Genomic DNA, 12,992 nt, shown 5'->3' with positions numbered 1-12,992 from the left:
CCAGCCAGTGCAGGCCCGACCTGACAGGTTGGGATGGCAGCCACGGCTACACCATTATGGCGAAGCAGAGATGTGCATGCTTGCGCACCCGCGGTAGCTCGATACCAGGCAGCGCGTAGAAACGTGTCTCCCGAGGAATTTTTGCCCGCGAGTTGGTCGAGTTCTTGCGGGAACCCGGGCGCAAGCTCAGTGCGCCATGCTGTATGTGATATCTGCTCATGACGCGTCATTCTATCCGGCAGCGACCTGCTTCCCTGAAAGTTTCGACACTCTTGAACCATGTTACGGCTGCCACGCCGATTAGGATGGCGTTTCTGAACCTCAGATAAATCGACTAAATTTCAATTCTATAGTCTCATTTTTAGACACGTTTTCACCGCACCGGGACGCTGCACGGCGATGCTGGACAGGCTATTGAAGGGCCGGTAGGCCGTTCACTGCCTCGCCCTCATCCTGCGACTTGCAATCATCAGTTCCAGAAACCGCTCTTCGCAATTCAGCCCGTCATCAGCCATGAGCGGGGCTAGAGCGTTTTTCGATCAGTCTGGATCATATCCGCAAGAGCTGAAGTAATTGGCGCACTCGTCGGGCTGGAAGATGTCGACAAGCCTTCCGATCAGGTCCCAGAGGCCGCGAACGGTGCGCTCTCCCGCCTTCCGCAGCATGGCCTTGAGCCGGGAGAAGGCCTTCTCGATCGGGTTGAAGTCCGGGCTGTAGGGCGGAAGGAAGCGCAGGGTTGCGCCGACCGCTTCGATCCTCTCCTTCACCGCGGCCCGTTTGTGGCTCGACAGGTTGTCCATGATGACCACGTCGCCGGGACGCAGCTCGGGCACCAGGACCTGCGCAACATAGGCTTCGAACCAGTCACCGTTGATCGGGCCGTCGAGCACCATCGGCGCAACCATGCCGGTCATGCGCAGACCGGCGACCAGCGTCGTGGTTTTGCGGTGCCCGTGCGGGAAGCCCATGCGCAGCCGCTCGCCCTTCGGGCAGCGGCCGTGGCTGCGGGTCATGTTGGTAGCGGTCCACGTCTCGTCGATGAACACGAGGCGCTCGGGATCGAGATCGAGCTGGCCCTCGAACCAGCGCTGGCGCTGCCTCAGGATGTCGGGCCGGTCCTGCTCGATAGCATGGCCAGTCTTTTTTTGCGCGTCATGCCCCGGCGCGCAAAGAAGCGGTGAAGCCCGGCGACGGAGACGGCCAGGCCTATTTCAGCCAGCGCCGACCGCAGCTCTGCAAGCGTGATGTCCTTTTGCGCTTCCCAAACGGCCAGGATGTCCGACGCCCGCTCCTCAACCCGATGCGACCGCATATCGCCACCCTGGGGCTTGGCAGCAAAGTCACCCGCATCACGCCGCAGGGCGTGCCAACGGATCGCCGTCGAAGGTGCAACGCCAAAACGGGCTGCCGCAGCTCGGCAACTCATCCCACCATCAACCGCTGCCAGCAGACGGACACGCAAATCCAAAGAGAGAGGCTGACCCATCCATGCTGGCCTCCTTCACCAGCACAGATCGTGAATCAGAATTCACGACAAAGCGGAATCCCTCGTCGATTCAAAACGGTCGAAAACCGCTCTAAACCGCGATCCCGAGATCGAAGCGGATTTCGAAAAATATTTCTTCTTCCACCGCGAAGACACCAGCTTCGATCAGGCCTTTGCCGACATCACCGAATGCAATGCGCTCGCCCACGGGATGAATAGCTTTCACCTCGGTTCTACCACACCGTCCTATGTGAATGTCGCGGATTTCGGCCCCGTCCATGGCGCATATCTTGCGGCTTTCGGGAGCCCGATCGCCGCCATCTTCGGCAGTGGCGAACGGCGCAGGATCAGGCGCTACAACATCCGCACCTGCAAGCGTAACGCCAAGGGTTACACTTCTTTTGAGTATGGGATTACACCTCAATGGAAATCGGAACCATTCGCCATAAGGCGCTTCGCAGGTTTGCCGAAACCGGGAAGCCAGCAGGGCTGATGGAGGCAGACCGGCTTCGCCGCATGCTGGCGTTCATTGTGTCGGCGGGGAGTGTGGACGAATTGGCCGTGCCACCGAATTTCGGATTTCATCCCCTCACCGGAGACAGAGAGAGATATTTTACAATGACGGTAACCCGAAGCTGGCGGCTGACATTCACACTGATCGACGAACTGACCGTCGCTGATCTCGACCTGAAGGACTATCACTGATGGCGATCAAGCTCCATGACAGCTTCGCGATCCACCCGGGCCCTTGGCTGCTCGAAGAGATCGTGAAGCCTTACAACATGAACGTGTCGAGCACGGCAGACCATCTCAAGGTAACCCGGCCAGCCTTAAGCCGTCTGCTCAATGGCAGGGCTGCGCTGACGCCGGAGATGGCTATCCGCTTCGAGAAGGCGTTCGGTATTTCTGCGGCCACTATTCTGCGGATGCAGTCTACCTATGATCTTGCGCGAGCCAAAAGCGGAACAGAGACCATCAGCATTGAGCGTGTGCGCGAACCCTCTCAGCTTGCATCAGGCGTGCTATCTAAGAACATGCTCCCGATCCTTCGGCGCGCTTAAAGGTAAAAACATGTTTGATTCCTGTTCTTTCTTCTCGGCCATCCGGGTATAGCGATGGTCTCACGGGCACGGTGATTTCCTATCAAGGCACGAATTTCGATCCCGGCGACAGCATCTTTGATTTTTTCAACAGCTGGCTCTGGAGCGCTATCCGCTGGCACTGGCGCTCGGGCAATCGCTGGTTCTGAGCTGGCTAAGCCCCCACATCAAGCCCGCAGCTCAGACGTCCACTCCGGGTCGCTAGCCGAATGGCAGCAGTTTTCGGAAGCGGGGCGAAGCCGCCATACAGCTTTCTGGATCGAGCCGCGGCCCGGCTCATGGCCGGGAATGGGTGGGAAGTTGAATGGCAGCTTTGCCGCTGCGATGAACCGTGCGGGTGCCCTTGATAGGCCGTCAGCTGGTCAGTTTGAAAAAGTCATGTCGATTGTCCCATCGGGGCGGCACCCCTTGACCTTACCGGCGCAGGAGGCCTCGCCTGACACAGCACGGTCTGACATCTCGAAATAGGCGCGCCCCGAAATCCGCTGCAGGAAATCCGCAGGCGAGGTGCTTATCGAGCCATATAAGGCAGCCGATATCGCCAGGGCACCGACGAACCACATCGTCATCTCCGGTGTGGCGCCAAGGAAGTTGCGGTTGTCATCGGCGCGCCAACGCAACTGTTCATACATCTCGCGCTCCCATGCCCGGGCGCCTTTGCGATCGAACACCTGCGCAACAAGCAGCCACAGCCCCGGCTCGCGCGGCACGTCCTGCGGGCGTCGATCAGCAAGCGTGAAGCCGTTCGTCACGACACCAGCGCCAATGGGAACGGTTGCTGCCGCAGAGGCACTGGCAATGCCCGGTTGCAGCCCGCGACGCCCGAAACCGCCTTGAGCTGCCAGAGGTGCGGTCGAGGCCCGCGCCATCGCGGTGCGCGTGTCCCGACGTGTGCGGCCGGGCATGAACAGCTCGGCTGCAACACCCGCCATCGCATCGATGCGCTCGCGCGCGGTAGGGTGCGTGCCGCCCTGTGCGGCCGGATTTCCCGAAAACAGCAGCGCCTCGAAACGTTCTGCACCCTTGAAGTAACCCAAACCCTCGCACTTGGTGATCGCCGATTGCAGCGCCTCGGGAAAATGGGTGATGCGCAGCGCCTCGGCATCGGCAACGAAATCGCGGGTCGCGCGAACGCTGGCGTCGGCCATCCGGGTCAGCCGCCACGCGAGCGATGTCATGATGCCGCCCAGACCGAGCGCCACAAGGAAGATCGGCAAGGCAATCATCACCACCAGATGCCATTGCACCTTGTGATGCACCTGCTTGTCGATCTTGAGCGGATTGTAGGTCTGCAGCCACGCCGCAGTCTGGAATAGCGCGTAATTGAGCGACAGGAAGGCCGCATCGCCAGCGCGGAAATGCGCCAGTTCGTGCGCGATCACCGCGGCTATCTCGTCGTCGTCGAGGGCATCCATCAGCCCGCGTGTGACCGCGATCATCCGTTGGGACGGGGTCGCGCCCACCGAAAGGGCATTTCGGGCGGTTGTTTCGATCACGCCGAATTGCGGGCGGGCGAGGCCTTGCATGATCGCCTGTTCTTCGCCGATCCGGACAAGCCGCGGTTCCTGCCCAGCTGTGACTTCGCGGATGGACAGCGCCTCGGCCACTTCGCGCCGGAAACCGAAATAACGGGTGGCGAGGATGGTCAGCGTGAGCACGATTGCCAGCGGCAGGTAGGTCGCCGCAAAGCCGAGCGGGTCGATCAGGGCCGATCCCATCGCATTGCCCAGAACCAGCGGTACAAGGCCCAGAACGAGCAGCGAGATCGGGACAAAGGTGAGGGCGTATAGCCCGACAAACATCAGTCCGCGCTGCCAGTTGTGGGCAACGTGAGCGGCAAAGCCGCGCGCAGCCATGGCCCGCCTCAGCCGAAGGCGACGCGTTGCGGGGCGGCGATCTCGGCCCGCTGTTCACCAAGATCGAAGCGGGCGTGCTGCGGCATTCCGGACAACGCGGCAAGCCTGGACGAGACAAATCCGCCGCGCGCCGCGTCATATTCGGCGACGGTCGAATTGTAGTAACGGCGCGATGCCGTGACCCGCTCCTCGATCCGGGTCAGCTCGATCCGCAGTTCCGGAAACTGGTTCGAACTCGCCAGCTGCGGCATCGATCCGGCGACATTGATAAGCTGGTTGATGGCATTGCCGACCTCGGTTTCAGCGTTCATGCGATTGCGCCCGAACGTTTCGAGCGCGTTCTGTTGCGCTTCCAGCAGCCGGTCGAGCACTTTGATCTCATGCCCAATATGTTCCTTGGTCACCGCGACGAGATTGGGGATGAGCGCATGACGTTCGGCCAGCAGAGCATCGACATCGCCGAAGGCCGAGGCACAGCGCGCTTCAAGCGCGACCAAATTGCGCCGGATGCGCAACAGCGATGCCACAGCGACGGCGGCCACTACCGCAATCAGCCAGAGCCACCAGAAGTCGAGCAGGAAATTGGTCGACTCGACCGAACGATCATAAAGGCGCGTGTCTTCTGAGAAGCTGTTCGTGGTACTTGAGATCGGCTCTTGCACGGCGGTTTCCCCTGAATTTTCAGAGATGCAATAACCGCCATACCGCAAAAAATCGGTTAACTGCTGCTTGCACAGATCCAGCGCATGACGCCGCTTGCCTAGCGCCTACCGGCAAGCCGGAGTTACGGCAGGAACGGGGTCGATTGCTGCATGGCAGGAATTTTTCAGAATCAGGGCAAAGCCGCCCTTAGTGGCTCGATCGGCGCCGTGACGGCTCCCGACCCAGATCAGGTCGTTCACGAACGATAGGGCGAACGTCCGGTTCTGACAAAAGCTGCCAGCAACCGGCATTCAACGCCTGATTAGCTCCCCGGACAGCCACCGCCGAGCAATCCAAGGAACGCGCCGAGCAGAGCGTTAGCAGCCTGCGGGACTCAGGCTTCGCAGCTCGTGGCCTTATCGTCTGACATCGCTAGCGCCTGCGCCGAACCCATCGAGCATCGCGCGGGTGACCGGGCACATGTCGCCGGGGATGGTGTGCTTCAGCGCCGCGAGTGCCAGCCCAAGCTGGGCCATCGTCGCAAGATCGCCTCCGTTCAGCCAGCCATCGAGCACGCCCGCAGCAAAGGCATCGCCGGTGCCGATCCGGTCGACAATGCCGGTAACGTCGATCTCCTCGGTCTGGTAGTCGGCCGTGCGGGCATCGACCCGCGCGCTGATCCGGTGATGGTTGCTGGTGACAAGGTGCCGCGCGGTCGAAGCGATCAGCTGGAGGTTAGGAAAAGCGGCGAACGCTGCCTCAGCCGCCTCGCGCCGCCGGCCCTCGCCATCGCCGGAAAAGTCGCTTCCTAGCAGCAGCGAGATATCGCGGTGGTTGCCGATGAGGATCGCCGCGTCATCGACCAGTTCGCGTAGGATCGCCGCGGGGTCGTTGTCCCATGCTGCCCACAATCGCGCGCGGTAATTGCCATCAAAGCAGATCGGCACACCCAATGATCGCGCCGCCGCCTGTGCCGCACGCGCCAAAGCCACACCCTTGGGGCCAAGCGCCGGGGTGATCCCGCCGCAATGGAAGAGCCGTGCCCCCGCCAGCGCGCCTCCAAAGTCGATGCTCTCGGGAGCGGCCTCGGCAAAGGCGCTGCCTGCCCGGTCATAGGTGATCGCCGAGGGGCGCGGGCCGGAGCCTGCTTCGAGGAAGTAGAGTCCCATCCGCCCCGGCGCGCGCGCAACATGGCCAGTGTCGATCCCGCAGCCGCGCAAAGCCGCCAGCGCGCGGTCACCCAGCGGATTGTCGCTCACCACGCCCGCGAAGCGCACAGGGTGCCCCAGCGATGCCAGCGCCGAGGCGACATTGGCCTCTGCCCCGCCGATCGCCAGATCAACCCCATCCGCCTGCACAAGCAAGCGCCGGGCAGATGGCGAGAGGCGCAGCAGCACTTCGCCAAAGCAGGTGACAGTCACGGGCTGAAGCTACCGCGCCAGCCAGCCGCCGTCGACCGCCAGCACGTGGCCGGTAACGTAATCGGCCGCGCCCGAGGCGAGGAATACTGCCGCCCCGGCGATATCTTCCGGCTTGCCCCAGCGCCCGGTCGGGATACGTTCCATGATCTGGCGGTTGCGCACCTCATCCGCTTGCAGCGCGGCGGTATTGTTGGTGGCGATATAGCCCGGCGCGATGGCGTTGACCTGCACGCCCGCAGGCGCGAGTTCGTTCGCCAGCGCCTTTGTCACCCCGGCCACACCCGATTTGGCCGCAGCGTAGCTCGGCACCCGAATGCCGCCCTGAAAGCTTAGCAGCGAGGCGATGTTGATGATCTTGCCCGCGCCTTGCGCCATCATCACGCGGGCGGCGGCCTGACTGAGGAAGAACAGGGTCTTCAGGTTGGTGTCGACCACCGCGTCCCAATCTTCTTCGGTGAAATCAGCCAGATCGTTGCGGCGGATGATCCCGGCATTATTCACCAGAATATCCAACCCGCCCAGCGCCGCGACGGCATCATCGACCAAACCTTGCACCGGGGCGATGGTCGACAAGTCAGCGCGCAGATCAACCGCCTTGCGTCCGGTCTTCGCGATCAGCGCCAGCGTTTGCGCAGGTTCGCTTCTCCCGGCCAACCCCACATCCGCGCCCGCATCGGCCAGGGCAACCGCAATCGCCTGCCCGATACCGGTATTGGCCCCGGTCACCAGCGCGCGCTTGCCCGTCAGATCAAAGGAAATCGCCATCACTTACAGCGCCTTCAGATAGGCGGCGATCGCATCGTCCTGACAGTTGGGATAGAAGATCTCGGCGAACCTCTCCCCCGCAATCGCGGCGCGCAGCAGATCCTGATCGACCTTGTGCAGCACCGTGAGCATATCGTGGCACGTCACATCCTTGAGGTTAGCCAATACGCCGCGATTGGCCGCCATGAAGGTGGCGCGTTCGCGGGGGTAACCCAGCCCGGGCTCGTTCTCGAACAGCTTGCGATAGCAGTCGGCAAGGTTGAGCTCAGCCGCCCAGCCAAAGCCCTTGGCATAGGGCATGGAGATGCAGTTACCGGCATTGATCTGGTTGAACAGGAAGGCATCGGTCGGGTCGATCAACAGGCCACAAAACACCCCTGGCATGGCGTTGCAGGCCAGCATCGAACCCATTCCCGTGCCGCAACCCGTGACCACGAAATCCGTCGCGCCCGAGTTGAGCAGAATGCCTGCAAGCAAGCCATTCATGGGGTAGGTCAGGGATGCCTTATCCTCAGGCGTGTACATTCCGTAGTTGAACACCTGATGCCCCATCGGCTCGGCCACGGAAGCGAGTGCCTGGTGAATGGCGGCGTTTTTGGCTGCCTGGCTGTTCTCGATAATCAGAGCGATTTTCATGGGAGGTCTTTTCTTCTGGAGCGAGGTGGGGGATGTTGCTGTCTTTGGAGCCAGTGCGCCAGCCCAAGGTTGGCGGGCCGGCAGGTATCATCCCATCGGCCCGCTGGTTCCTGCAGTGCTAGAACTTCGCGCGAACCCCGATCGACAGGCGCCTTTCGGACAGAGCGTAGCTGTTGAGCGCGATCGGGTTGAAGTTGCTGATCTCGACCGTCGCTGATTCGCGCGGCAGAAGGTTCTGTCCGAGCAATTGCAGCGTCACGTTCTTTGTCAGGTCAATACCGATCTGGGCGTCGAGCTGCGCGTTGGCCGCAATCACGTCGGGCCGCCCCTGCGTGAATTCGAACACAGCATCATCACGCCAGTTATAGGCGACGCGGGCCGAAACCGGGCCCTTCTCGTAGAGCGCGACGAGGTTGTAGCTGTGACGTGATGTCGCCACGAGCGGGAAGCCGTTGCTGTCTTCGCTGTCGGCAAAGGTGTAGTTGGCAATCACCCCCAGCCCGTCCAGCGGAGAGGGCAGGAAGTCGAGGAATTGCGTGATCCCGGCCTCGAAGCCCTTCACCTTGGCGCTGGCGATGTTGAACGGGCGCGAAGTCTGCACCGTAAGCGGCGCGCCCTCGAAGATGATATCTTCCTGAATCGTGCCAACCGAGATAGCATCCTCGACATCCTTGTAGAACACCGCCGCCGAGATCAGGTTCGACCCGCCGGTGTAGTATTCGAAAGAGATGTCGAAGTTGGTCGAAATCGGCGGGGTCAGCTGGGCATTGCCCCCGCCCGAGGTGAGGTTGGTGGGGTTGATAAAGGTGCTGGGCGCAAGATCAGCCAAGCCTGCACGCTGCATCGTCTGCGAAGCCGCGATACGAACCAGAAAGTCGTCGGTCACGTTCACGACCAGGTTTGCGCTGGGCAGCACATTGGTGAAGCTGTTGGTGTCGCGCGTCGGCACCAGCATATTGCCCGGAAGCATCGTCAAGGTGTTGGCCTCGAAATCGGTGAGGCTCACCCGCACCCCGGCATTGAACTTGGCCGGCATGCCGAGCAGATCAAATTCGGCATTACCCATGATATAGCCGGTGTAGGTCTGCTCCCTCAGATCGAAATCGCGCGGGGCGTTACGCGCAAAGCCCATCGGACCATCGCCCGGTTCGCTCGAGAGCACGCGGTCAAGCAGGAAATCGCGATCGGGGAAGAATGTCGCAAATTCACGCGGGAAATTGCCCGGAATGCCGTCGAGGAAATTGGGGTCACCCGGCACGAGAAACGGCGTCAGTTCATCACGGGTTGCAAGGCCGCGGCTCCGGAACGAGGTCTGGTCGGCCCGCAGATCGACATAACGCGCCCCGGCCGTGATCTTGAAACCGTCACTCACCTCGAAACCGAAATCGACCCGGGCGGCATATTCTTCAAGATTTCCGGGAAGCTGGTTGGCGCGCAGTGTCAGGTTGCCCGTGGTGGGAAAATTGTAGACGCTGGGGTCGGTGAGGCTGAACGGCGTGCCGGCCGGGCGCGCAAGGCTTAGGCTAGGCACGGTGCCATTGCGAAAATCGAAGGTGCCTATGATGTTGTTGGGCGTATCGAGCACAGTGACTTCGATTTCCTGCCGCAAAGTGCCGCGCGAATAATAGGCATCGACATCGATGGTGATACCGTCATCGCTGCCATAGGCCGCGTTGAAACCGACTAGCAGGTTATCGGTCGGGTCGGTGCGCCGCTGGTTCTGCACGCGGACACGCCCGGTGGCCTCGGCCGCGACGATGTACTGCAAACCGTCAAATTCCTGGAACACAGGATTGCGGAAATTGAGGTTGTTGTTGGTCGGCAGAATGAAGGTCACCGCCTGATTGAAGCGCTCATTCGCAACGCGCGAGTAGAGCGCATCGGCGGTCAGCGTCAGATTGTCGGTCGCTTTCCACTGGAACGCCCCGCTCACGCCGATGCGGGTGCGATCGATCAGCACGTTTTCATATTGCAATTGCAATGGCGCGAGGCGGTTGGTCGCGGTTGCATCGCCATTGCGGCGGTTCAGGAAATTGTTGCGTTCGAACAATTGCAGGCGCGAGGTGCGCTTCTGATATTCACCCGAAAGCAGGATTCCGAACTGGTCGTCCGCGCCAAAGGTGGTTGTCCACAGGCCCTGGAAGGCCGGTTCGAACTGCTCGGATTCGTCCGAATAGGTGCCGCGCGCGCTAAGCCGGATGGTCGGCTTCTTGAAGTCGAACGGTTTCGGGGTCTTGAGGTTTACTGTCCCGCCAAGACCACCTTCAACTTGGCTGGCGATCGAGGACTTGGCGACTTCGAGCCGACCGAACAGCGATGACGGCACGGAATCAAGACCGGATGAACGCCCGAGATTGTCGTTTTCCGGCGGCGAAACCCGGCCCGAAAAGCCAAGCAACGTGCGCCCATCGACTTCGACGCGCACCTGTTGCAGGCCGCGGATATTGACCGCCTGCCCTTCGCCGAACACACGGGTGATCTGCACACCCGTCACACGTTGCAATGCTTCGGCCACGTTGTCGTCAGGGAGCTTGCCGACATCCTCAGCGGTAATGACATCAATGACCTGATCGGCATCGCGCTTGACCTGAGCTGCCTTGCGCAGCGAATCCCGGATGCCCGAAACGATGATGTCTCTGCCTTCTTCCTGATCGTCGGCAACGGCGGGTTGCTCCCCGGAGCCAGATTCCTCCACCTGCTGAGCGTGTGCCGGTGCAGCCAGCAAGACAGCCAGACAGGCGACCGAGGTCATCAAACCGATTGTGTTGCGCATTTCACTCTCCCTGTTTTTTGATACCGGTGTCATCACCGCGTATAATGCTTCTTCGAATTCCTGAATTCGGACTTATGCTCTTGTTAAACCGTGGCGCGAGATAGTTGAGGTGACAGAATGTGGATTGCCATGACGGCGATGAAGTAGACCGTGGTGCAAATCGCGAAGATGATGGAGTAATCGCCCCCGGTGGCATCGAGCACCAGACCGGTTGACTTGGCCATGATCATCCCGCCGATCCCGCCCATGAAGCCGCCAAGCCCGATGACCGAGCCGACCGCACGCTTGGGAAACATGTCAGGCGGCAGTGCCAGCAGATTTGTCGAGAAGGCCTGATGCCCGGCCAATGCCAGGCCAATCAGAAAAACCGCGAGCCACATGTTCTGAAGCCCAGATACGAAAAGCAGCGGAATGACGCAGGCACCGGCGCAAATCATCGTGATCTTGCGGGAAAAATTGACCGAATGGCCACGTTGGATCAGTCGCGAGGACAGCCATCCTCCAGCGATGCTGCCGACATCTGACAGCAGGTACATCGCGATCATCGGCAGCAGCACGATCTTGAGATCGACATTGTAGGTCGAGCTGAAGTAGCTTGGCAGCCAGAACAGCATCAGGAACCAGACCGGGTCGGTCAGGAACTTTCCGACCGCGAAGGCCCAGGCCTCGCGCTTGCTGATGAGCGCACCCCAGCCAATCTGCTGGATACCTTCGGGCGGATCATGTTCGATCCATGCAAGTTCGGCCTGACTAACCCGGCTGCTTTGTCTTGGTGCGGTATAGACCCACCACCAGATGACAGCCAGAGCCACGCCGAAAAGGCCGGTGTAGATGAAGGTTTCGCGCCAGCCCCACCCCAACACTTCCATGCACAACCACAGGGTCGGTGCAGTCAGGATCACGCCGATCGTTGTCGCCGAATTGACCCATCCAATCGCGTAGGCCCGCTCCTTCTGCGGAAACCATTCGCTGCTCGCTCTGACGACTGAGGGGAAATGGCCGGCCTCGCCAACTCCCAGCACCACGCGCGCCGACATGAAGGCGATGACCGAACTGGCAAATCCGTGCGCGGCATGGCCCACGGTCCATACCCCGATAGCTATCGCATAGCCGACGCGCGGGCCGACCTTGTCGATCAGCCAACCCATGAACAGAAAGCCGAAGGCATAGGCAAACTGGAAGGCGGTTACGATGTTGCCGTAATCATCTTCGCTCCAGCCCAGTTCGCGCGAAAGCTCGGGCTTGAGCAGGCCTAGCATGGTACGGTCGATGTAATTGACGGTTGTCGCCAGAAACAGCAGCGCCACGATCATCCAGCGATAGCGGCCCGCCGCAGCCCGCAAGCCCTGCACGGCGCCGATCGGCTGGCTTAAGTCCGCGACAGTCATTGCGCACCTTCGGGCAGGAGAGCCGGCATGGTGACGCATTCGATGGCGATGTCATCGCCGAAAGTCGCGCGCACATGCTGGCCATGCCTGACGGGATGCACACCTGTAATCGCGCCGCTCGAAATCCATTGGCCCGCCTCAAGCGGCAGCCCGCGCTCTCCCATAAGGCGCGCAAGGAAAGCAAGTGATCCGAACGGCCCATCCAGCATATCTGCAACCAGCCCGGTGCCAATCGTGACGCCGTCAATCGCCAAAGCCGCAAGGCAATCAAGTGCTCCCGGTGTTTTGGCATCGGGAATAGCCGGGCCTACCACCAGCCCGAAATTGTTGCCGAAGTCCGATACGGTCACCGCTGGCCCGTTCTGATTGATGCCTACGAAGGGAGAGCTGGCAATCTCAAGGCCGAACCGGACTTCATCGACGAATTGAGGGGCGTCCTCGAGGGAAAGGTCAGGTGGCGGCGATGCCGAAAGGCGCAGGATGACTTCCGCCTCGACAGCTGCAAAGCCGCTCAACACTCGCATCGGAACCGGTTGGGCACCGGATGGGATGCAGATTGCGTCGCCAAAGATCGGGCCGGCGAGCCGCTCTGCTCCATACCGGCCAGCTTCCGGCCAGCGGATTCTTCCCAGTTTCCAGCCGCCGATCCGCCGACCGGCATAGGCGATTGCCTCATTCTGGATCTGATAGGCCTCCGACAGGGATGCAGGCAGCGGCCCCGGATAGGCGCGCAGCACGGCATCGCGCGCCCGCGCGTCGACAAATGACCGCGCAATAATCCCGTGGTCGTGCATTGGCTGCCCTGACTCCCCTCACTGGCAGGCAACATGACGGTTTTTGCTACCGGTGTCAATTGTGGGGCAAAGGCTCCTGCTGATCGCACCGCTGCGACTATTTCGCTTGACCTTGGGGGTTCATCCGGAAC

General features: G+C 61.1%; 12 protein-coding genes. 2 read left to right on the top strand and 10 right to left on the bottom strand.

Annotation, left to right across the window (positions count from 1 at the left end):
• Nucleotides 1-539: 539 nt before the first annotated feature.
• Nucleotides 540-1,486, bottom strand: a protein-coding gene (locus CHX26_RS09475) for an IS630 family transposase (RefSeq protein ID WP_104942075.1) whose coding sequence is annotated in 2 segments (ribosomal slippage) — nt 540-1,150 and nt 1,150-1,486 — 948 coding nt in all. Because the reading frame shifts where the segments join, the coding sequence is not laid out codon by codon here.
• A gap of 91 nt (nt 1,487-1,577) precedes the next feature.
• Complete coding sequence (locus CHX26_RS15690) at nt 1,578-1,766, bottom strand: hypothetical protein (protein ID WP_146107704.1); 189 nt, start codon at nt 1,764-1,766, stop codon at nt 1,578-1,580.
• A gap of 143 nt (nt 1,767-1,909) precedes the next feature.
• Between CHX26_RS15690 and CHX26_RS09470 the strand changes: the two genes are divergently transcribed.
• Nucleotides 1,910-2,191 carry a type II toxin-antitoxin system RelE/ParE family toxin gene (locus tag CHX26_RS09470; protein WP_104942154.1) on the top strand — a complete coding sequence of 94 codons (282 nt, stop codon included), beginning with the start codon at nt 1,910-1,912 and terminating at the stop codon, nt 2,189-2,191.
• A complete protein-coding gene (locus tag CHX26_RS09465) occupies nt 2,191-2,547 on the top strand; it encodes a HigA family addiction module antitoxin (protein WP_104942153.1) in 357 nt (118 codons plus the stop codon). The genes CHX26_RS09470 and CHX26_RS09465 overlap by 1 nt, the downstream gene beginning before the upstream one ends.
• 401 nt (nt 2,548-2,948) lie before the next feature.
• On the opposite strand, the gene CHX26_RS09460 is transcribed toward CHX26_RS09465, so the two are convergent.
• From CHX26_RS09460 to CHX26_RS09425, 8 genes are all read right to left on the bottom strand, one after another.
• Complete coding sequence (locus tag CHX26_RS09460) at nt 2,949-4,442, bottom strand: M48 family metalloprotease (RefSeq protein ID WP_104942152.1); 1,494 nt, start codon at nt 4,440-4,442, stop codon at nt 2,949-2,951.
• A gap of 8 nt (nt 4,443-4,450) precedes the next feature.
• Nucleotides 4,451-5,104, bottom strand: coding sequence for a LemA family protein (locus CHX26_RS09455; RefSeq protein WP_172449772.1), 654 nt, complete (start codon nt 5,102-5,104; stop codon nt 4,451-4,453).
• Nucleotides 5,105-5,500: 396 nt separating this feature from the next.
• A complete protein-coding gene (locus CHX26_RS09450) occupies nt 5,501-6,505 on the bottom strand; it encodes a sugar kinase (RefSeq protein WP_104942150.1) in 1,005 nt (334 codons plus the stop codon).
• A gap of 9 nt (nt 6,506-6,514) precedes the next feature.
• A complete protein-coding gene (gene kduD, locus CHX26_RS09445) occupies nt 6,515-7,270 on the bottom strand; it encodes a 2-dehydro-3-deoxy-D-gluconate 5-dehydrogenase KduD (protein WP_104942149.1) in 756 nt (251 codons plus the stop codon).
• A gap of 3 nt (nt 7,271-7,273) precedes the next feature.
• Nucleotides 7,274-7,906: an RpiB/LacA/LacB family sugar-phosphate isomerase gene (locus tag CHX26_RS09440; protein ID WP_104942148.1), complete on the bottom strand. Its 633-nt coding sequence runs from the start codon at nt 7,904-7,906 to the stop codon at nt 7,274-7,276.
• A 118-nt stretch (nt 7,907-8,024) separates the two neighbouring features.
• The gene (locus tag CHX26_RS09435; RefSeq protein ID WP_172449771.1) at nt 8,025-10,679 is read right to left on the bottom strand and encodes a TonB-dependent receptor; all 2,655 of its coding nucleotides are present in this window, start codon (nt 10,677-10,679) and stop codon (nt 8,025-8,027) included.
• 83 nt (nt 10,680-10,762) lie between these two features.
• Nucleotides 10,763-12,067, bottom strand: a complete 1,305-nt coding sequence (locus CHX26_RS09430) for an MFS transporter (RefSeq protein ID WP_104942146.1) — start codon at nt 12,065-12,067, stop codon at nt 10,763-10,765.
• Nucleotides 12,064-12,861 carry a 2-keto-4-pentenoate hydratase gene (locus tag CHX26_RS09425; RefSeq protein WP_104942145.1) on the bottom strand — a complete coding sequence of 266 codons (798 nt, stop codon included), beginning with the start codon at nt 12,859-12,861 and terminating at the stop codon, nt 12,064-12,066. Before CHX26_RS09425 ends, CHX26_RS09430 begins: the two co-directional genes overlap by 4 nt.
• Between the last annotated feature and the right edge of the window lie 131 nt (nt 12,862-12,992).

Origin of the sequence: Porphyrobacter sp. HT-58-2 (genome assembly GCF_002952215.1) — a bacterium.
In the GTDB taxonomy this organism is placed as follows: domain Bacteria; phylum Pseudomonadota; class Alphaproteobacteria; order Sphingomonadales; family Sphingomonadaceae; genus Erythrobacter.
This window is presented reverse-complemented; position numbering and strand designations above follow the sequence as displayed.

Excerpts from the sequence above, each read along its gene's own strand:
- CHX26_RS15690 (WP_146107704.1), bottom strand. The coding sequence starts at position 1,766 with ATGGACGGGGCCGAAATCCGCGACATTCACATAGGACGGTGTGGTAGA.
- CHX26_RS09470 (WP_104942154.1), top strand. The coding sequence starts at position 1,910 with ATGGAAATCGGAACCATTCGCCATAAGGCGCTTCGCAGGTTTGCCGAA.
- CHX26_RS09465 (WP_104942153.1), top strand. The coding sequence starts at position 2,191 with ATGGCGATCAAGCTCCATGACAGCTTCGCGATCCACCCGGGCCCTTGG.
- CHX26_RS09460 (WP_104942152.1), bottom strand. The coding sequence starts at position 4,442 with ATGGCTGCGCGCGGCTTTGCCGCTCACGTTGCCCACAACTGGCAGCGC.
- kduD (WP_104942149.1), bottom strand. The coding sequence starts at position 7,270 with ATGGCGATTTCCTTTGATCTGACGGGCAAGCGCGCGCTGGTGACCGGG.
- CHX26_RS09440 (WP_104942148.1), bottom strand. The coding sequence starts at position 7,906 with ATGAAAATCGCTCTGATTATCGAGAACAGCCAGGCAGCCAAAAACGCC.
- CHX26_RS09435 (WP_172449771.1), bottom strand. The coding sequence starts at position 10,679 with ATGCGCAACACAATCGGTTTGATGACCTCGGTCGCCTGTCTGGCTGTC.
- CHX26_RS09430 (WP_104942146.1), bottom strand. The coding sequence starts at position 12,067 with ATGACTGTCGCGGACTTAAGCCAGCCGATCGGCGCCGTGCAGGGCTTG.
- CHX26_RS09425 (WP_104942145.1), bottom strand. The coding sequence starts at position 12,861 with ATGCACGACCACGGGATTATTGCGCGGTCATTTGTCGACGCGCGGGCG.